The organism is Streptomyces sp. NPDC058000 (assembly GCF_042886435.1).
Lineage (GTDB): Bacteria > Actinomycetota > Actinomycetes > Streptomycetales > Streptomycetaceae > Streptomyces.
Genome location: NZ_JBHVQS010000069.1, coordinates 1 through 17,579, shown reverse-complemented (window position 1 = coordinate 17,579; position 17,579 = coordinate 1). Strand labels below are relative to the sequence as shown.

At 73.3% G+C, this 17,579-nt stretch carries 12 protein-coding genes, 2 tRNA genes and 1 pseudogene; 5 read left to right on the top strand and 10 right to left on the bottom strand.

Annotation, left to right across the window (positions count from 1 at the left end; all coding sequences use genetic code 11):
* The first annotated feature begins 8 nt into the window (after positions 1-8).
* Together ACFVT2_RS37765 and ACFVT2_RS37760 are read left to right on the top strand one after the other, a co-directional pair.
* Positions 9-80, top strand: a tRNA-Val gene (locus ACFVT2_RS37765).
* 43 nt (positions 81-123) lie between these two features.
* Positions 124-195 (top strand) — tRNA-Val (locus tag ACFVT2_RS37760).
* Between the two features lie 227 nt (positions 196-422).
* Here the strand turns inward: ACFVT2_RS37760 and ACFVT2_RS37755 are convergent.
* Positions 423-632, bottom strand: coding sequence for a hypothetical protein (locus ACFVT2_RS37755; protein ID WP_390025631.1), 210 nt, complete (start codon positions 630-632; stop codon positions 423-425).
* Between the two features lie 611 nt (positions 633-1,243).
* Here ACFVT2_RS37755 and ACFVT2_RS37750 point away from each other — a divergent pair.
* A complete protein-coding gene (locus ACFVT2_RS37750; RefSeq protein WP_390025630.1) occupies positions 1,244-2,602 on the top strand; it encodes a serine/threonine-protein kinase in 1,359 nt (452 codons plus the stop codon).
* Between the two features lie 62 nt (positions 2,603-2,664).
* On the opposite strand, the pseudogene ACFVT2_RS37745 reads toward ACFVT2_RS37750, so the two are convergent.
* Positions 2,665-2,847 (bottom strand): annotated as a pseudogene (locus ACFVT2_RS37745) (TrmH family RNA methyltransferase); the annotation flags it as partial.
* 267 nt (positions 2,848-3,114) lie between these two features.
* Here ACFVT2_RS37745 and ACFVT2_RS37740 point away from each other — a divergent pair.
* Positions 3,115-4,281, top strand: coding sequence for a CopD family protein (locus ACFVT2_RS37740; RefSeq protein WP_390025628.1), 1,167 nt, complete (start codon positions 3,115-3,117; stop codon positions 4,279-4,281).
* Positions 4,282-4,760: 479 nt separating this feature from the next.
* Here ACFVT2_RS37740 and ACFVT2_RS37735 read toward each other — a convergent pair whose 3' ends face one another.
* From ACFVT2_RS37735 to ACFVT2_RS37725, 3 genes are all read right to left on the bottom strand, one after another.
* On the bottom strand, positions 4,761-6,032 hold the full coding sequence (locus ACFVT2_RS37735) for a DUF418 domain-containing protein (protein ID WP_390025626.1): 1,272 nt from the start codon (positions 6,030-6,032) through the stop codon (positions 4,761-4,763).
* Positions 6,033-6,605: 573 nt separating this feature from the next.
* A complete protein-coding gene (locus ACFVT2_RS37730; RefSeq protein ID WP_390025624.1) occupies positions 6,606-7,031 on the bottom strand; it encodes a VOC family protein in 426 nt (141 codons plus the stop codon).
* Positions 7,001-7,522, bottom strand: coding sequence for a cupin domain-containing protein (locus ACFVT2_RS37725; RefSeq protein ID WP_390025622.1), 522 nt, complete (start codon positions 7,520-7,522; stop codon positions 7,001-7,003). The genes ACFVT2_RS37730 and ACFVT2_RS37725 overlap by 31 nt, the downstream gene beginning before the upstream one ends.
* Before the next feature lie 587 nt (positions 7,523-8,109).
* On the opposite strand from ACFVT2_RS37725, the gene ACFVT2_RS37720 reads away from it, so the two are divergent.
* Complete coding sequence (locus ACFVT2_RS37720; RefSeq protein WP_390025621.1) at positions 8,110-8,490, top strand: hypothetical protein; 381 nt, start codon at positions 8,110-8,112, stop codon at positions 8,488-8,490.
* Positions 8,491-8,543: 53 nt separating this feature from the next.
* On the opposite strand, the gene ACFVT2_RS37715 is transcribed toward ACFVT2_RS37720, so the two are convergent.
* The 5 genes from ACFVT2_RS37715 to ACFVT2_RS37695 form a co-directional block, all read right to left on the bottom strand.
* Positions 8,544-9,431 carry a TrmH family RNA methyltransferase gene (locus ACFVT2_RS37715; RefSeq protein ID WP_390025619.1) on the bottom strand — a complete coding sequence of 296 codons (888 nt, stop codon included), beginning with the start codon at positions 9,429-9,431 and terminating at the stop codon, positions 8,544-8,546.
* 67 nt (positions 9,432-9,498) lie between these two features.
* Positions 9,499-10,737, bottom strand: a complete 1,239-nt coding sequence (gene cobA / locus ACFVT2_RS37710; RefSeq protein ID WP_390025617.1) for a uroporphyrinogen-III C-methyltransferase — start codon at positions 10,735-10,737, stop codon at positions 9,499-9,501.
* 163 nt (positions 10,738-10,900) lie between these two features.
* On the bottom strand, positions 10,901-15,082 hold the full coding sequence (gene cobT, locus ACFVT2_RS37705; protein ID WP_390025615.1) for a nicotinate-nucleotide--dimethylbenzimidazole phosphoribosyltransferase: 4,182 nt from the start codon (positions 15,080-15,082) through the stop codon (positions 10,901-10,903).
* Between the two features lie 235 nt (positions 15,083-15,317).
* Positions 15,318-16,547 (bottom strand): precorrin-6y C5,15-methyltransferase (decarboxylating) subunit CbiE, encoded by a 1,230-nt coding sequence (gene cbiE, locus ACFVT2_RS37700; RefSeq protein ID WP_390025613.1) that lies wholly within the window; start codon positions 16,545-16,547, stop codon positions 15,318-15,320.
* 172 nt (positions 16,548-16,719) lie between these two features.
* Complete coding sequence (locus ACFVT2_RS37695; RefSeq protein WP_390025611.1) at positions 16,720-17,355, bottom strand: GNAT family N-acetyltransferase; 636 nt, start codon at positions 17,353-17,355, stop codon at positions 16,720-16,722.
* Positions 17,356-17,579 lie beyond the last annotated feature (224 nt).

The window sequence follows — 17,579 nt, the reverse complement described above, 5'->3', positions numbered from 1 at the left end:
GGGTCCCCGCGCGATTAGCTCAGCGGGAGAGCGCTTCCCTGACACGGAAGAGGTCACTGGTTCAATCCCAGTATCGCGCACGCAATACCCGCGGTGATCTTTTAGATCAATCCGCGGTCCCGAGGACGATTAGCTCAGCGGGAGAGCGCTTCCCTGACACGGAAGAGGTCACTGGTTCAATCCCAGTATCGTCCACACCGAGAGTCGAGGGCCGGAGCAATAGCTCCGGCCCTCGGTCGTTGTATCGGGTCCGTTGCGGCGACCAACTCCCCCGGGTGGACCGGTAGTTCCCGAAAAAACCCGATGGCCGGGCATCTCCCCAGATGCCCGGCCACTCGTGCCGTCCGCCGCACCCCCGTCCCCACGGGGTTTCGGCCGGAAGTCCCCGTCCCGGACCGCTCTCCCGGGACCGGGGCGCCCGCTCAGCGCCCCAGCATTCCGGCCACGGACGACGCCTGCGTGACGACGGCCTCCCAGCCGCCGAAGACCACGGCCAGGAGGAACACCAGCGGCAACACCATGGCGACCGCTATGAGGGGATGGCGGGTGCCGGTGGACCGGCTGCCACCGAGCGCGGCGGTGGCCCTGCGGCCCCGCGCCAGGAGGGCCGTCCGCCCCGTACTCTCCGCCATCGATCTGCTCCCGTCGTGATCCAGGGCGGCGGGCGTCTGACCTCGGGGGACGAGTGCTACGCCCGCCGCTTGACCTCAAGCCTAGGCGCGCGGGCGGGTGCCGGACGTCATGCCGTCGTACCGCTTGGCGGGCCTCCAGGAGGATGACGGGAGGGTGCCCGGCGTACTCCCCTGGGTGGAGAGACCGCGGGGTGGTCCCGGAGACATCCCTGAGAGGGGCGCGCGGCGTGGGAACCCGGCGTACGGCGGGTGTGAGGGGTTTACCTTGCACGAGGGTGACGAAACGGTGACTTCGGTCACTTGGGGCGCTGCTCCACTGACGATCGCCCTGCCCGTGGTCCGGGGCCCGCGGGACCCTGGCCTCCTTCCGTCCCGGTACCTTTCACGCCGTCAAACTCCGTTGGGAAAGGGATCATTGGGGTTCGATGCGGGTAGCGGAGCCGGGGGCCGGGCGGATTTCCTTCCGTGCGGCGGGGATCGGAACGGCCGCGGGTAATCCGGTTGCCGACGCATGCGCGGCCTCTCAGCACAGTGAGCCGGCAATCCGTAAGCTGTGCCACGTCAGACGGTTGAGCGGAGTGGGGCCTCCCCACCGCAGGCAGGGGACGGACATGGCGATGATGCGGCTCCGACGCGAGGACCCGCGTGTCGTCGGATCGTTCCGACTGCACCGCCGGCTCGGCGCGGGCGGGATGGGCGTGGTCTACCTCGGCTCGGACAAGCGCGGGCAGCGGGTCGCGTTGAAGGTGATCCGGCCGGATCTGGCGGAGGATCAGGAGTTCCGGTCGCGGTTCGCACGCGAGGTGTCGGCCGCCCGGCGGATCCGCGGCGGCTGCACGGCGCGGCTGGTGGCGGCCGATCTGGACGCCGACCGCCCGTGGTTCGCGACCCAGTACGTCCCCGGCCCCTCGCTGCACGACAAGGTGAACGAGGAGGGGCAGCTCTCCCCTGCGCAGGTCGCGGCCATCGGGGCGGCGCTGTCCGAGGGGCTGCTGGCCGTCCATGACGCGGGCGTGGTGCACCGGGACCTGAAGCCGTCCAACATCCTGCTGTCGCCCAAAGGCCCGCGGATCATCGACTTCGGGATCGCCTGGGCGACCGGCGCCAGCACCCTGACGCACGTCGGGACGGCCGTCGGCTCGCCCGGCTTCCTGGCGCCGGAGCAGGTGCGCGGCGCCGCGGTGACGCCGGCCACCGACATCTTCTCGCTGGGCGCCACCCTCGCGTACGCCTGCACCGCGGACTCGCCGTTCGGGCAGGGCAGTTCGGAGGTCATGCTCTACCGCGTGGTCCACGAGGAGGCGCAGCTGGCCGGGGTGCCGGACGCGCTGGCGCCGCTGCTCGCGGCGTGCCTGGCCAAGGATCCGGCGGACCGGCCCAGCACCCTGTCGCTGTCGCTGCGGCTGAAGGAGATCGCGGCCCGGGAGGCGCACGGGCTGTCGGGCGGGGCGTGGGAGAACGGTTCCGGTGCCGGGGACGGCTGGGAGCGCGCCGAGCGGCGGCCTTCGGAGCGTCCGGTCGGGCAGCGGGCCGAGGAGTACGCGCGCCAGCGGACCGAGCGGCGTACGGGCGGCACTCCCGCACCGCGGCCCCGGTCGGCCCGACCGGCGGCACCCCGGGATGCGGCGCCCCGCGACTCGGCGGCCCGGGCACAGGGCTCGGCGTCGGGGGCCAATCCGCGGACCGGCGGGCGGAATACAGGACGGGGGCCGGCCTCCCGTCCTACGGGGCGAAACGGTTCACGTACTCCGGTGCGCACCGGTTCGGGCGGCCGGCGGCCGGGCCCCGACCGGCGGCTGCTGCGGCAGCGGGTGGTGGTGTTCGTCGTGGTGACGCTGCTGGTGGCGCTGGGGATCGCGGCCGCCCAGGGATGCCAGGGGCCGACCCGCGGGCTGGGCGTGGAACGACCGGTGAGCGTCGCATCGTACGAGGGCGGGGACGCGGCCGGTGGAGTGGCGCACCAGCGCTGAGGGGTGAGGGGCAGCGCTGCGGTGCGGCCCTGGACGGGGCTTGCTCCCGGCCTGTTCCTGGCCTATTCCTGGGTCGGGCGGGACATGGAGACCGCGTAGAAGGCAACTGCGGCGGCGGCGCCGACGTTGAGGGAGCCCACGCCGTGGGCCATCGGGATGCGGACCCATTCGTCGGCGGCGCGGAGCGCGCCCGGGGTCAGGCCGCCGCCCTCGGCGCCGAGCGGCAAGGCGACGCGTCCGAGGGTGGGTGGAAGGACTCCGTCCTCCCCGGAGAGTGGGCAAAAGGGCGGGCCGCCAGGCGGTGGCGCTTCGGCCGCTTCCCGCTCTGGGGCCTTCGACTGCCCCGTCGTGCAGGGACCTGACAAGGGGCAACTGTGGGGTGCGTTGCCGCACGTTCGGGTCTGTAGCGAGGGCGGCGTCGGCGGGCGGGTGCGCCGATCCGCCCTCAGACATCCGGTCCGCAGCACCGCCTCCCCCCGACGGAGAAAGGAATTAGGTTAGGCTTACCTATTGTGAATCTCGCGCATCTGGCCACCTCGGTCGGCTACAGCACGCCCCCTTCCTGGCGGATCCTCACCAAATCTGGCTATTTTGTCGGCCTGTCCGGAGCCGTCGGCGCCACGGTGACGTACGCGGCAGTGGTCCGCCCGGCACTTCGCGCGAGCGAGAACGAGCGCGGTGACGTCGACGCTCTACGTCGGCGGACGGCGGGATACCTGGCCTGGGCCGGGGTCGTCCTGCTCGTGGCCGGCTACTTCCAGCTCGCCGCTCGCCTGGCCCGGGCCGGCAAGGGCATGCCGTTCGGCGACGCTCTCGCGCCGGGACGGATCTGGGACTTCCTGCGCGCACCCGCCGCGAAGGGAACATGGGTGGCCCAGGGCACGATCTACCTGGCCCAAAACACCGCCCTGCTCCTGGCTTCCGCCGCGCTCATCACGCTCTTCACCCCGCAGGCACGACGGCACCTGAACACCCTCGCTCTGACCGCACTGCCCCTGGCGCTCGCGACCTCGCTCGTCGCGGCGATACCCGCCTCCGCACCGAAGGACGCGGACCACGTCTTCGACCCTCTGTTCAATCAGGTCCACGTCGTCAGCGGCACGGTGTGGATCGGCGGTCTGGCCCTTCTCGCCACCCTCGCCGGCGCCCGTGGCCGACTGAGCCAGAATGCCGGGGTGCTGTGGGCGGACCTCTGGCGCCGCTTCAGCTTCGTCGCCCTGGTCTGCGTCGGCGCGGTGCTCACCTCTGGCCTGTGGATGAGCTGGAAACACGTCGGCGGCATCGGGCAGTTGTGGACGACGACCTACGGATTCCTCCTGCTCATCAAGATCGTGCTGGTCCTGGGCATGGTCACGGCCGGCGGCGTCAACCAGTTCTGGCTGATGCCCCGTATCGCCCAGGCCCGCCGCGCCGACTCCACGGCCCCTCTCCTCCACCTGGCGCTACGGCGCTTCCCGAAAGTCGTCTGGGCCGAGGTCACCCTCGGAGCCGCCGTCCTGGCCATCGTCCCCTTGCTCGGCGGCTCCGCCCGCGTCGAGGCCGGCAGCCCGCCGCCCGTCACGAGCGGCAGCATCTTCGCCGTGGGCGCCGCACTGGTCCTCGCCCTCGCAGCCTCGCTGTACATCACGGTCAGGACCTCCGACGCCCTCTCCCGACGCGAGCCCCCGGCCACGCCCTGACCCGGCGACCTCCCAGACCTGCGGCGAGACAAAGTCGAGTGCGACATCGAAATCCCGTCGTCTCACTTGCTGTTATCGGCCAGGCACGTTTCCGGGGCCGACGGCCGCTGGACGGCAGCGTGGCCGATGTCAGCCAGGAAGATCGCGGTGCCGATCCGTGCAGCCCTGGCAACCCAACTACCTTTATCAGGGTACGGAATTCGTTGCCCCCAGGGACAACGCGCTGCTCTTCACCTGCCTGGGCGCCGGGAACAGTATCGAATGCGCAAGCCCTGCCGATTTCGACGACCGGTTGCGCTGCGGGGTGAGGGAGCGCGAGGGCCGGCAGGCGGAACTTCGGCAGGGACCTTGACGCGCCGTCGGTGCGGGCGCCGCAACGGTACCGACCGCCTCAGGCGGCTACGACGGGACGCCGTTCGGATGGTCGGGCAGTTCCCTGTGGAGGTTCAGTTGCGTCCGGCCGTAGGACTCCAGGGCCCTCACTGCGTGCTGGACGTCCTGACCGGCTCCGGGGCCGGACTCTCCGGGACGAGCCGGGCGAGCCCCGTGACCTTGCTCATCAGGTACTCCAGCGGGCCCCGCTGGAAGAAGCGCAGCCAGACGACCGCCAGCAGCATGAAGGCCGCGACGAAGCCGAGCAGGACCGGGAGCGGGGAGCCGGGCACGTCGCCGAGGCCCAGCGCCCAGATGACGGCGATGTGCAGGACATACGCCGTCAGCGAGATCCGGCCGACCGCGATGACGGGCCAGGCCGCCCGCCGCAGGCGCGGCAGGGCGTCGGTGGCAGCAATGCAGGCCGCGAGCACGGCGATGGCCACTCCGGCGTTGCCGAGGATGGAGAGGGTGGTCTCGCTGTGCGGGGCTGCCACCAGCAGCCAGGCGGGGGTGTCGCCCGTCGGGTCGCCGACCGCGTCCGACCACCAGGCCGACATCACCGGCCCGTCGCTGGACGCCCCGATGGCGGCCGAGATGCTGTGGAACAGGTTCAGCGCCAGCCAGGAACCGCCGTAGCCGAGCACCGCGATCGCACAGCCGACGGCGGCCAGCCGCCTGAGCACCGCGGCCGAACCGAGGTCGAGCCGGGCGACCGCCATGCCGGCCAGGACGAACGGCATCCACGTCAGCACCGGATAGCTGCCGGTGAAGAACAGGTCGATCAGTCCGTCCGTGCCGCTGATGCGGGCCAGCGGATCGTGCGCGGCGACCCGCTCGGCCCAGGTGCCGTTGCTGATGGAGTCCTGCACCAGGTACAGCGCCTGCGGCAGCACCAGTACCGCGCCGGCCGCGAGCCACGCCAAGGTCCGGGCCCGCAGCCGGTACAGCGGAAGGGCGAGGACGAAGTACAGCCCGTAGTAGGCGAGGATCACCTCGATCTGCGTACCGGTCATGGTCAGCGCCGTGCCGAGCACGAGCAGGACGGCGGAGCGGATCAGGATCCGGGCGACGGCGACCTGCCCGTCGCGGCCGGTCTTCGGCACCCGCCGGCCGGTCATGAGCACGAGCGAGAACCCGGCCAGGACGGCGAACAGCGCGGACGCCCGGCCGTGCGACAGCTCCATGAGGAACCCGGTGATCCCCCCGGTGGTGGACGGGTCCGGGCCGACGTGGGCGGCGAACATCCCGAAGACCGCGAGCCCCCGGGCCAGATCCACGCCGACCAGCCGTCCCGCCCCCGGGCGGCGGCCCTCGCCGTCCCCTGCGCGGGCAGGGTGAGGAGCCGGAAGGGCTGCCGTTGATATGTACTGCGACATCCCTCCAGGGTCGGTGACCGAGGCTACCGATGGCAGAGGCTTGCGTTTGATTTGCCTCACACTTGCGGGTGCCAGGCCGCGTGCTGCGAGGCGGCCGCCTCCGGCCGCAGGTCCGCGAGGGCCAGCCGGTGCCGGGGCTCGTCGGGCAGCACCACGCGGCGGGTGACCTCCCGGCCGGGACCGGCGTACAGCAGCTCACCGGCCTCCAGCGGCCGCCAGTGTGGGTTGTCGCCATGCGCTCGCTCGTGACCACGACCGCGGGGGAGTGGGCCAGGTCCTGCGGGTGCACCCGCAGAGGGCCCGCAGTGCCGCTGTGGTCCATGTGGGTGACCAGCTACGACCAGGTCGACCGAGACGCCGGGCAATGGGAAATCTGGATTGATCTGGTCTGCGGCGCATGGATTGCCGCCCGATTCTCAACGACACTGAAGGCGCCCGATGGCTCGCTCCCCGCGCCCGGCTCAGTTACGACCTCGAAGATCACAGACGAACCGGCGTCAACAGGCAGCAGCCACAACATTTTCCGCCCGGAACGGGCGTCGCCGCAGGGGATCCGCCGGGCTCGGTTGAACACTAGCCCCAGGTGCGGGTGCACAGGACGAGGCGGTAGCCGTCCGGGTCGGTGATCGTCGCACTGTGCTCGTCCCAGTACGGGTTGTGTGCGGGGACCCGGGTGCCGCCGGCAGCGACCAGCCGGGTGATCAGGGCCTCGTCCACTGCGGTCCCCAGGTAGACCACGAACAGGTCGTCCACGGTCGGGGTGGGTTCCAGCGGACACTCGGGGTCGTGCGTCAGTTCGAAGTGCCAGGACCCGCCGGGCGGTCCGACCATGAGGAGGTCGTGCTCGCCCGGGGTGCGCTCGGTGGTGCGCCACAGGACTTCGAGCCCGAGGCCGTCCGTGTAGAAGCGTTCCGCGGCGGCGAGATCCCGCGAGGGGCGGGCCACGCGGATGTGGCTCGTGGAGTCGATCACGCCGAGCCCTCCAGAGCGGCACGCCATACCGGGCTGTCGACGTAGTGGTTGTCGAAGCGTTCCGCGGACTCGGCGATCTCCTTCGGGTCGGCCTCGCCGCGCATCACCCGGCCGAGCAGGCGCAGGTAGTCGAACCGGCCCATGCCGGGGGTGAAGACAAACAGGACGTCGGCCTCGGCGCCGGGCGCCGCCGCGAAGGCGTGCGGGGTGCGCGGCGGCACCGCCAGGAAGTCGCCCGCGTTCAGGACGGTGACCTCGTCTCCCACCAGCACCTGCAGGGACCCGCTGATCACGAAGAACAGCTCCGTCGCCTTGGTGTGGAAGTGCGCCGGCGCCCCCACGGCCCCCTTGCTGAAGGTGGACCGGTAGCTCGTGAAGCCGCCGCCGGCGCCGGCGGCGTCCGAGTCGGCCAGCAGGGTCATCACACTGCTCGGGTCGGCGCAGGTCTCAGCATCCGCGTGGCGGGTCAGCACTGCCGGGAGGGCGGTGTCGGGCGTGGTGGAGGTTCCCTCAGTCATGATCATGACTCTAGGGTCCGAAGTGCCCCACTGACCAGGCCATTTCGGCACCGGAGAGCTGGGCCAATTACCCGGCGGAACAGATGCCCGACCGGACCGGCGACGAAGGGAGAAGCCTGGCCGCCCGGGTCGCGATCAGCCGCCCGCCTCCGGCGACGTCAACGCGGGCGACCTATGCATCGCGGTCGAGGCGGGCCGCCCCTACCTGGTCCGGGCGCTGATCGGCTTCGGTTCCCACCTGGCGATCTCGCAGCCCGACTCCGACCGCACCGCCGCGGCCCTGCGCGTGCTCGACTTCCAGGTGCACCTCGACCTGTTCCACAACCCGCTTTGCTCGTGGCACCCCTGGTAGCCACAGCGCTGACCGACATGTCCACACCGGCGGACGCCGCCGCCGCCCCGAAGTGCACAGCCGACGGCTGCCGCATGGAGTACCTGCATCACGGCTGGTACGAGTTCACCGTGCCGAATGGAGCTCACACCATCACCGCCTACGTGTGTGTGGGGGGCTGGCGCAGGCGGCTCCAGCGGCGCGACGGGAGGCGGCGGAGGCGCGGGCGGAGGCACCCGCACCAGCCTGTACGCCCATGACCGGCATGGCGGTGGTGGTGGAGGCGCCGGCGGCACGGGCGGCGACGGTGGGTACGGAGCCTACGGCGCAACCCACCGATTCGGCACCAACAATCACGGTGGGCCCGGAGCGGGCGGCCGACCCGGCACCGACGGTCGGCGCGGCGGCGACGGGTACGTCCTCCTCGACTGGGACCGACCCGGCACGTAGCCAACCAAAGTCGGTCCACTGCTTGCCGGACACCGGGTGCGTCTCCCGTAGCGTCAACGTGCCGCATACGTCGCTCGCGCCCGAGGTGGATGAGTTGAGTCCGGAAGGCATGGTCGGCCTGCGGGCGACCATCGACGATGTCCGGATGGTGCTCCCGGCGCTGAGCGGCGACGAACGGGCTGCTTAGCCAGCACACGGACACCGGCGATCTCCCCAGGTGCGTTGTGCGGCGATGGGGCTTTAGAGCCTCGTCGCGTAGAAGGCCACGGCGGAGGCTGCGGCGACGTTGAGGGAGTCCACTCCTGCCGCCATCGGGATCCGGACCCATTCGTCGGCCGCGCGCAGGGCGTCGACCGACAGTCCCTCGCCCTCGGTGCCGAGCATGAGCGCCAGCTTCTCGTACCGGCGGGCGGCCAGTTCGTCGATCGTGATCGACTTCTCGCCGAGGCACAAGGCAGCCGTCACGAAGCCGTGCCGGCGGAAGAGTTCGATGTCCTTGGGCCAGGAGGTCAGCCGGGTCCAGGGAACGTGGAAGACGGCGCCCATCGACACCTTCACGGCCCGCCGGTAGAGGGGGTCGGCGCAGCGTGGCGAGAGGAAGACGGCGTCCACGCCCAGAGCGGCCGCGTTGCGGAAGGCAGCCCCCAGATTCGCGTGATCAACCATGTCCTCGAAGATGGCAACGCGCCGACCTGCACTCTTTTGCAGACCCAAAGGCAACATCGTGCCGATGTTGGTGTGGTCGTTGCCCGCCTCCATGACCGCGATCCGGCGGGTGCCGGCGAGGAGTTCGGTGGCGGTGGGCAGCGGCTTGCGCTGCATGGAGGCGAGCGCGCCGCGGTGCACGTGATAGCCCGTCACCCGCTCGGCGAGGTCCGGGGTGACGGCGTAGACCGGGGCCGGGACCTCGTCGATGACGTCGCGCATGACGTCGACCCACTTGGCCGAGAGCAGCATCGAGCGCATCTCGTACCCGGCGTGCCGGGCGCGGCGGATGACCTTCTCGCCCTCGGCGATGAAGAGTCCTTCGGCTGGTTCGCGCCGGCGCCGCAGCTCGACGTCGGTGAGGCCGGTGTAGTCGCGCAGCCGCGGGTCGTCCGGGTCATCGACGGTGATGATTTCTGCCACGGGGAGAGAGTGCCTTGTCGGTGTCGAGGAGCCTGTGCCGGGGAGTCTGTGCCGGGGAGCGGATCGGCTACTGGGAGGGGGCGGCGGGGGCGAGGGTGACCACGTCGCCGATGACGATGACGGCCGGCGGGCGGATGCCTTCGGCCCGTACGGTCGCGCCGAGGGTGGCGAGGGTGGCGTCCACGCGCCGCTGGGCGGCGGTGGTGCCCTCCTGGACGACGGCGGCCGGGGTGTCCGCGGGGCGGCCGCATTCTATGAGCTTGGCGGCGATGGCGCCGCTGTTCTCCACGCCCATCAGGACGACGAGGGTGCCGCGCAGCTTGGCGAGCGCGGCCCAGTCGACCAGCGAACGCTCGTCCTCGGGGGCGACATGGCCACTGACCACGGTGAACTCGTGGGCGACCCCGCGGTGGGTGACCGGGATGCCGGCGGCGCCGGGGACCGAGATGGTGCTGGAGATGCCGGGGACGACGGTGCAGGGGATGCCGACTTCGGCGAGCGCCTGGGCTTCCTCCATCCCGCGGCCGAAGACGAACGGGTCGCCGCCCTTGAGACGCACCACGGCCTTGCCGGCCTTGGCGTGCTCGATCAGGGCGTTGTTGATCGCCTCCTGCGCCATGAACCGCCCGTAGGGGATCTTGGCGGCGTCGATGACCTCGACGTGCGGCGGGAGTTCGGCGAGCAGATCGCGCGGGCCGAGCCGGTCGGCGATGACCACGTCCGCCTCGGCCAGCAGCCGACGGCCGCGGACGGTGATCAGGTCGGGGTCGCCGGGGCCGCCGCCGACCAGCGCCACGCCGGGGGTGTGCGGGCGGCGACGGTGCGGGGCGGCGATGCTGCCGTCGCGCAGGCCCTCGACGATGGCGTCGCGGACGGCGGCGGAGCGGCGCGGATCGCGGCCGGTGAGGACCGCCACGGTGACGCCCTCGCTGCGGCCGGTGGCCGGGGTCCAGGCCGTGGCGGCCTCGGCGTCGTCGGCGCGGACCGCCCAGATGCGGCGCTCCTCGGCTTCCTGGGAGGCGGCGGCGTTGGCCTCGGGGTCGTCGGTGGAGATCAGCGCGTACCAGGCGCCGTCGAGGTCGCCGGGCTGGTAGCGGCGGCGCTCCCAGCGGAGCTCGCCGGTGTCGGCCATCGCCTCGACGGAGGGGGTGGCGGACGGGGAGACCAGCAGGACGTCGGCGCCGGCGGCAAGGAGGGCGGGCAGGCGGCGCTGGGCGACCTGGCCGGCGCCCAGGACGACCACACGGCGGCCGGACAGCCGCAGTCCGACGGGGTAGGCGGCGTGTTCGGCGACGGGCTCGGCCATGGTGGTGTGGGCTCCTCGTGCGGTGGTGCGAGTTCGAGAACCGTTCAGTCGCTGCGGCGCCGGAGCGGCTGAGGGGTGGTGCGGCCTGGGGACGTACGGCCCCGGCCCACAGCCTATGGGGCTGCGGGCCGGGGGTCATGCGGGGGCCGGACGGCCCCCGGTGTCAGCCCTTCTCGGTGACTCCGGCGGAGTCGAAGGTGGCGACCTCGTGCATGGCGCGGGCGGCGCTCTGTACGACGGGCAGCGCCAGCAGGGCACCGGTGCCCTCGCCCAGTCGCAGGTCGAGGTCGACCAGCGGGCGCAGGCCCAGCTTGTTGAGGGCCGCGACGTGGCCGGGTTCGGCGCTGCGGTGGCCGGCGATGCAGGCGGCCAGCGCTTCGGGGGCGATGGCCCGGGCCACCAGGGCGGCGGCTCCGGCGCTGACGCCGTCCAGGATCACCGGCGTGCGCAGTGAGGCGCCGCCGAGGATCAGGCCGATCATCGCCGCGTGCTCCAGGCCGCCGAGGGCGGCGAGGACGGTGATCGGGTCGGCCGGGTCGGGCTGGTGGAGTTCCAGGGCGCGGCGGACCACGTCGACCTTGCGGGCGTGCGTCTCGTCGTTGATGCCGGTGCCGCGGCCGGTGACCTCGACCGGGTCGACGCCGGTGTAGACGGCGATCAGGGCGGCCGAGGCGGTGGTGTTGGCGATGCCCATCTCACCGGTGAGCAGCGCCTTGTTGCCGGCCGCCACGAGGTCGCGGGCGGTCTCGATGCCGACCTCGATGGCCTTGAGGGCCTCCTCCTGGGTCATCGCCGGGCCCTGGGTGAAGTCGGCGGTGCCGGGGCGGACCTTGCGGGGAAGCAGACCCGGGGTGGCGGGGAGGTCGCCGACCACGCCGACGTCGACCACGCAGACCTCGGCGCCGACCTGGTTGGCGAAGGCGTTGCAGACCGCACCGCCGCCCAGGAAGTTGGCGACCATCTGGCCGGTGACCTCCTGGGGCCAGGGGGTCACGCCCTGGGCGTGCACGCCGTGGTCACCGGCGAAGATGGCGACCGCGGCTGGTTCCGGGATGGGCGGCGGGCACTTGCGGGACAGGCCGCTGAGCTGGGCGGAGATGATCTCCAGCATGCCGAGCGCGCCGGCCGGCTTGGTCATCCGCTTCTGCCGTTCCCACGCCTCGCCGAGCGCCTTGGCGTCCAGCGGGCGGATGCCGGCGAGGGTCTCCTGGAGGAGGTCGTGCGGGGCCTCGCCGGGCAGCGCGCGGCGGCCGTAGGTCTCCTCGTGGACTACCCAGGACAGCGGTCGGCGCTTGGACCAGCCGGCCTGGAGGAGTTCGGGCTCGTCCGGGAACTCGTCGACGTAGCCGACGCAGAGGTAGGCGACGACTTCGAGGTGTTCGGGCAGGCCCAGTTCGCGGACCATCTCCCGCTCGTCGAAGAAGCTGACCCAGCCGACGCCGAGGCCCTCGGCGCGGGCGGCGAGCCAGAGGTTCTCGACGGCGAGCGCGGAGGAGTACGGCGCCATCTGCGGCTGGGTGTGCCGGCCGAGGGTGTGCCGGCCGCCACGGGTGGGGTCGGCGGTGACGACGATGTTCACCGGCGTTTCGAGGATGGCCTCGATCTTCAGCTCGCGGAACTGCTTGGCCCGGGCCTTGGGCAGCGACTTGGCGTAGGCGTCGCGCTGCCGCATGGCGAGTTCGTGCATCTTGGCGCGGGTGTCGTCGGACCGGATGACGACGAAGTCCCAGGGCTGGGAGTGGCCGACGCTGGGGGCGGTGTGGGCCGCTTCCAGGACGCGCAGCAGGACCTCGTTGGGGATCGGGTCGGAGCGGAAGCCGTTGCGGATGTCGCGGCGCTCGCGGATGACGCGGTGGACGGCGGCGCGCTCGGAGTCGTCGTAGGCGGGCGCGGGGGCCGTCGCGGGCGCCGGCTCGGTGGCGGGGATGCCGGCCGGGTGTACGTCGTCGCCCTCGGCGTGTTCGACGAACTGGGCGTCGTCCTGCTCGTGCGGGCGGACTTCGGCTTCGGCTTCGGCTTCGGCTTCGGCTTCGGCTTCGGCTTCGGCTTCGGCTTCGGCTTCGGCTTCGGCTTCGATGACATCGTCGGCCGGTACGGGCTGGGCCGGGACGGCGTCGGAGGCGGCCGCGGGGGCCTGCGGTGCCTGGTCGACGGCGGGCTCCTGCGGGGCGTCGGCGGTGGCCGGCTCGGCGGTGGCCGGGGCCGGGATCTGCGGGGTGGCGGGCTGCGGCCCGGCGGCGGGCTGGGGTGCCGGCCCGGCCGCTTGCTGGGCGGGGGCCTCGGCCGGGTCGGCGGCGGGCTCCGGAGTGTCGGCGGCCGGTACGGGCTGCTCGTCCTCGGGGGTGGGCTGCGGTACCACCGCCTCTACGGCGGGCTGCTGGCCCTCGGCGTCCTCGGGGGCGACGGGCTGCGGCTGTCCGGTGTCCGGCGACTGCGGCTCGGCCGCCTCTATGACGGGCTGCTGGGCGGCCTCCTCCGGGGCCGGCGCGGCGTCGGGAGCCTGGGGGGCGGTCGCGGCCTCCGCGGTGGCCGGCTGGCCTTCGGCGGCGGAACCGTCCTCGGCGGGCTGCTCCGCAACCTGCTCCGGGGCCTCGGCGGCGGGGGGCTCGGGCTGCGCCGTGGGGGCGGCGGCCTCGGCCGGGGCGGCCTCCACCGGAGCCTCGGGGGCGGGCTGCGGCGCCGGGACCTCGGCCTGCGGCTGGTCCGCCGCCGCGGCCTGCTCCGGGGCACCGGCCGGCGGCTGCTCGGCTGGCTGCGGCTCGGCGGGCTGGGCCGCATCCTGCGGGGCCTGGGCCACCTCGGCGGGGGCCTCCGCAGGCTCGGTGACCGGCGGCTGCTCGGCGGCCTCGGGCTGCGCCGCCGCGTCCGGGGTGGCCGCCGGCTCGGGCGCGGCCTGCTCGGGCGCGGTCTCCGGGGCGTCCTGGGCCGCGGCGGCGTCGGCGGGCGGCTGCTGGACCGCGGCGTCCGGCGCCTCGGCCTGCTCGGGCGCGACCTGCTGGGCGGTGGCGTCCGCGGCGGGGGCCGCCTCGGCCTGTGCGTCCACGGCCGGCGGCTGCTCGGCAACGATCTCCGCCGCCTCCACCGAGGCGTCCTGCGCGGCTGCGGGCGCCTCCGCGACGACCGGGGCGGTGGCGCCGTCCTCAGCGGCCGCCGCGCCCTCGGCGGGCACCGGCACCGGCTGTTCCTGCGGCTGCTCGACCGGCATCGACACGGCCTGCGCCTGCTCCGCCGGTACCTGCTCAACGGGCAGTCGCTCCGTGGGCAGTTGCTCGACGGGCAACACACCGTCCTGGACGGGCGGCTGTGCCTCGGACACGACCGGCTCCGCGCCGGCCGGGGCAACGGGGGCGGCCGTCGGCTCCGCGACGGGCATCGCCGCGGCCTGTACGGACGCCTCTCCCCACGGCTGCACCTGGACGGGTGCGTGGGACGGGATCTCGCCCAGCTGCGGCCCCGGCAACGGACCCTGGCCGGCGGCCCCGTAGGACTGCTCGGCGTACAACTGGCCTTCGTAGGGCTGCTGGCCGTACGTCGGGAGGGCCGCGGCCTGCTGCTCCTGATAGGCGGCGTCCGCGGGGGCCGCCTGCTCAGGGAACGGTGGGGCGGGCACTGCCTGGGCCTGCGCGGCCGCCGACCCGTCGTCAACCGGCTGTGCGGCGGCGGGCTGCGGCTCAACGGGCTGCGCGGCGGCGGGCTGCTCCGCCACGGGCGGCGGCGCGGCCTGGAGTGCCTCGGCCGGAGCGTCGAGGTATTCGGGGTCAGCGGCCGGGCCGGTGGTCTGTCGGGGGGCCGGCTGGGGCGCTCCGGCGGGTCCCCGGTCGGCCAGCGAACGGACCACGCCGCCGGTCGCGTCCGGGACCGGCGGGCCCATGTGGAGCGGGCGGCGGGGCGCGGCGGCGGTACTTTCCCCGCCACCGGCCCCGGCGTGGGCGTAGGCCTGCTGCTGGGGGGCGGCGGGCTGCGGGACGCGAACCGCACCGAGGTCGACGGAACCGGAGTCCCGGCCGCCGCTCTCGTGGTCGCCGATCGCGGCGGCGACCGGCACCTGGCCTGTGGCGGGCTCGAACGGCGCGGCCGGCTGCGGCGGTACCGCCTGCGGCTGCGGGAGCGGTTGGGCGGGCTGCGGCGCCTGTTGGGCGCCCTGCTCGCTCCAGGCGCCCTGGGCTCCCGGCATCAGCAGGTCGTCGTCCTCGACCGTGCCGTCGGCCGGGCCGAGGTAGGGATAGTCGCCCGAGTGCTGGGTGGGACCGGGGTCGGCAGGGGTGGGAACGGCCTGCGGCTGCCCGCGATGTCCGCCTGCGTTCTCCGGCTGTCCCTGGCCCGGGACCTGGCCGGTGTCGGTCATGCGTACCCCTCGCCCACTGCTAGTGCTCCTTCCAACCGCCCGTGCGACGCGCCGACCGGTGCGCACCGACGCCCCGATAGCGAGAACGAGCGAGCGCGCCTCCCGGCACGTCCGCCCTCAAGTGCTTCATTTTCGTCCAAAACCACGGCAATTTCCGGATATTGGCGTACGAAGCTGAAAGCGGAACGGCGGCGCAACGATCCGCCAGCCTACCCCGCGCGGGTGCCCTTCCTGGTCACGGGTGAGGAACGCGATAGCCGCTCAGCAAAAACACCACAGAGCGTTCACGTTCGACCCAAACGGAAGTGTCCAGTTCTACCGACTGGAGAAGGGCGCATTCGACTTCGTAGCCGCCTTCGGCGAGAGCCCGGCCGAGTGCCTCGGCCTGGTCGCGGGTCGCGGCGTGGGTGACGATCCGTTCGGGGCGGCGGGCCGCGCAGGCGGTGACCACGGCCGCTCCCCCGGCGCCGATGCGCACCACGTCGGGCTCCGGGAGCTCCTCCAGGATCTGCGGTGCTCGGCCCTGGACGGCCTGGAGTTGGACTCCGTACCGGCGGGCGAGGGCGACGGCGCGGGCGCAGGCGTCCGGGTCGGCGTCGACCGCGATGACCGCGGCGCCGAACCGCGCGGCCTCGACCGCGGCCGCCCCGCCGCCGGACCCGATGTCCCAGACCAGGTCGCCCACCCGTGGCCCGAGGCGGGCGAGTTGGGCGGTGCGCAGCTGGGCGGACTCGCCCTCGCCCAGCGCCCCGCCGTAGGCGCGGTCCGGAAGTCCCCAGCCGCGCGGGCCGGTCGAGTGGCCCGCTTCGCCGCCGGGGGTGCCGGCGATCCAGCCGGTGCCCTGGGCTGCGGCGCCGGACGGCGAACCGCCCACGACGATGACGACGTTGGGGTCGCGCCAGACGTGGTCGGCGACCTTGTCGGATGTGAGGACCGTCACCCGCTCCCGTGCGGTGCCCAGGTCCTCGCAGATGACGAAGGTGCGGTACACGCCGTCCAGGAGGAGGGCGAGTTCGGCGGGGCCGGCGCCGGGTGAGGTGAGCACCGCGACCTTGGGGTGGGCGCGGCAGACGTTGACCGCGCGGCGCAGGTCGCGGCTGTGGGCGACGACGACCTGGGCGTCGTCCCAGGGCATGCCGGCCCGGGCGAAGGCGGCGGCGACGGAGGAGACGGCCGGTACCACCTCGACCTCCAGCCCGTATTCGGGGGCGCGCAGGGTGCGGACCACGCCGAAGAAGCCGGGGTCGCCGTCGGCGAGGACGACGGCGGTGCCGCGGTGCTGGGCGATGCGGCGGGCGGCGAGGGTGACGCTGCCGAGCCGGATCCGTTCGGCGGCCGGCGGGACCTCGGGCAGCGCGAGGTGGTGGGCGGCGCCGGCGACCAGGGTCGCGGCGGCGAGGGCGGAGCGGGCGGCGGCGGTCAGCGGAGAGCCGTCCCATCCGATCACCGTGACCCGGTCGGCCATGCTCGTCAGTCTCCTGGGGGTGGTTAAGGGTTCCCGGGCGGGCGGCGGGGTGTGGTGGCCGCGTCCGGGGAGGGTGCTGAGGGGTGCCGGTCCGCGCTGGTCGGGGCGGGCCCGGCCGCCGTCCGGCAGGCCGAGGGTACCCCGGCGGCCGCAGGCCGGAGGTGGTGCGGGGTCAGTTCCACTCGGGGTAGGCGAAGCCGTTGGCGTCGACCATCCGGCCGGGGAGCCCGTCGAGGTCCTCGGGGAGCAGGCTCCAGACGATCTGATCCGTGCGGAGGTCGGTCCAGGTGCCGTCGTCCGCACGGGTACGGGCTATGCAGGCGTTGCGCAGCACTCCCTCACTGATGCAGCCGATCTTCTGGGCGACCTGCTGGGAGGCGGTGTTGCCGGCGGCGGTGCGCAGTTCCAGGCGCTCGAACTTCTGGTCCTGGAAGAGCCAGCGGGCGGTGGCCAGGGCCGCCTCGGACGCGTAGCCCTCACCGCGGGCCCAGGACGCGACGATGTACGAGATCTCGGTGGAACGCACCCGCCAGTTGGTGTTGCCGAGTTGGACGATGCCGACCAGGCGCTGGGTGAGGAACTCGGTGACCGCGAGGTCGATGCCGCGTCCCGCGATGCGTTCGGTGGGCGCGTAGGCGGTGACCCAGGTGCGGGCGGCGTCCTGGGTGTAGGGCTGGGGCGCCGAGGTCCAGGAGGCGACCAGTTCGTCGTTCATCATCTCGGCCAGGGCGGGGATGTCGTCCTCGTCGAGCGCGCGCAGCACCAACCGGTCCGTGCTGAGGGAGATGTCCGGAAAGGTGGATGTCATGCCGATGCTCCAACGCCGTTGACTGAGGTGCTCCGGGACGTCACGGGCCGTGTGCGCCGTGCGACCGGGGCCGCCCTGACCGTCTTGAATGCACCAGCATGCAGCATCGGCCCGCGGGCGTGCCACGCGCCCGGGCCCCGGCCGCGCGGGCGGGCGCGGCCGGGGCCCGTGACCACACCCGCCCACCCCCCGAAGGGGGGTGGGCGGCGGGGAAAAACAAGAGG

Excerpts from the sequence above, each read along its gene's own strand:
- ACFVT2_RS37750 (WP_390025630.1), top strand. The coding sequence starts at position 1,244 with ATGGCGATGATGCGGCTCCGACGCGAGGACCCGCGTGTCGTCGGATCG.
- ACFVT2_RS37730 (WP_390025624.1), bottom strand. The coding sequence starts at position 7,031 with ATGGCGTGCCGCTCTGGAGGGCTCGGCGTGATCGACTCCACGAGCCAC.
- ACFVT2_RS37735 (WP_390025626.1), bottom strand. The coding sequence starts at position 6,032 with ATGTCGCAGTACATATCAACGGCAGCCCTTCCGGCTCCTCACCCTGCC.
- cbiE (WP_390025613.1), bottom strand. The coding sequence starts at position 16,547 with ATGGCCGACCGGGTCACGGTGATCGGATGGGACGGCTCTCCGCTGACC.
- ACFVT2_RS37755 (WP_390025631.1), bottom strand. The coding sequence starts at position 632 with ATGGCGGAGAGTACGGGGCGGACGGCCCTCCTGGCGCGGGGCCGCAGG.
- cobT (WP_390025615.1), bottom strand. The coding sequence starts at position 15,082 with ATGACCGACACCGGCCAGGTCCCGGGCCAGGGACAGCCGGAGAACGCA.
- ACFVT2_RS37720 (WP_390025621.1), top strand. The coding sequence starts at position 8,110 with ATGACCGGCATGGCGGTGGTGGTGGAGGCGCCGGCGGCACGGGCGGCG.
- cobA (WP_390025617.1), bottom strand. The coding sequence starts at position 10,737 with ATGGCCGAGCCCGTCGCCGAACACGCCGCCTACCCCGTCGGACTGCGG.
- ACFVT2_RS37695 (WP_390025611.1), bottom strand. The coding sequence starts at position 17,355 with ATGACATCCACCTTTCCGGACATCTCCCTCAGCACGGACCGGTTGGTG.
- ACFVT2_RS37725 (WP_390025622.1), bottom strand. The coding sequence starts at position 7,522 with ATGACTGAGGGAACCTCCACCACGCCCGACACCGCCCTCCCGGCAGTG.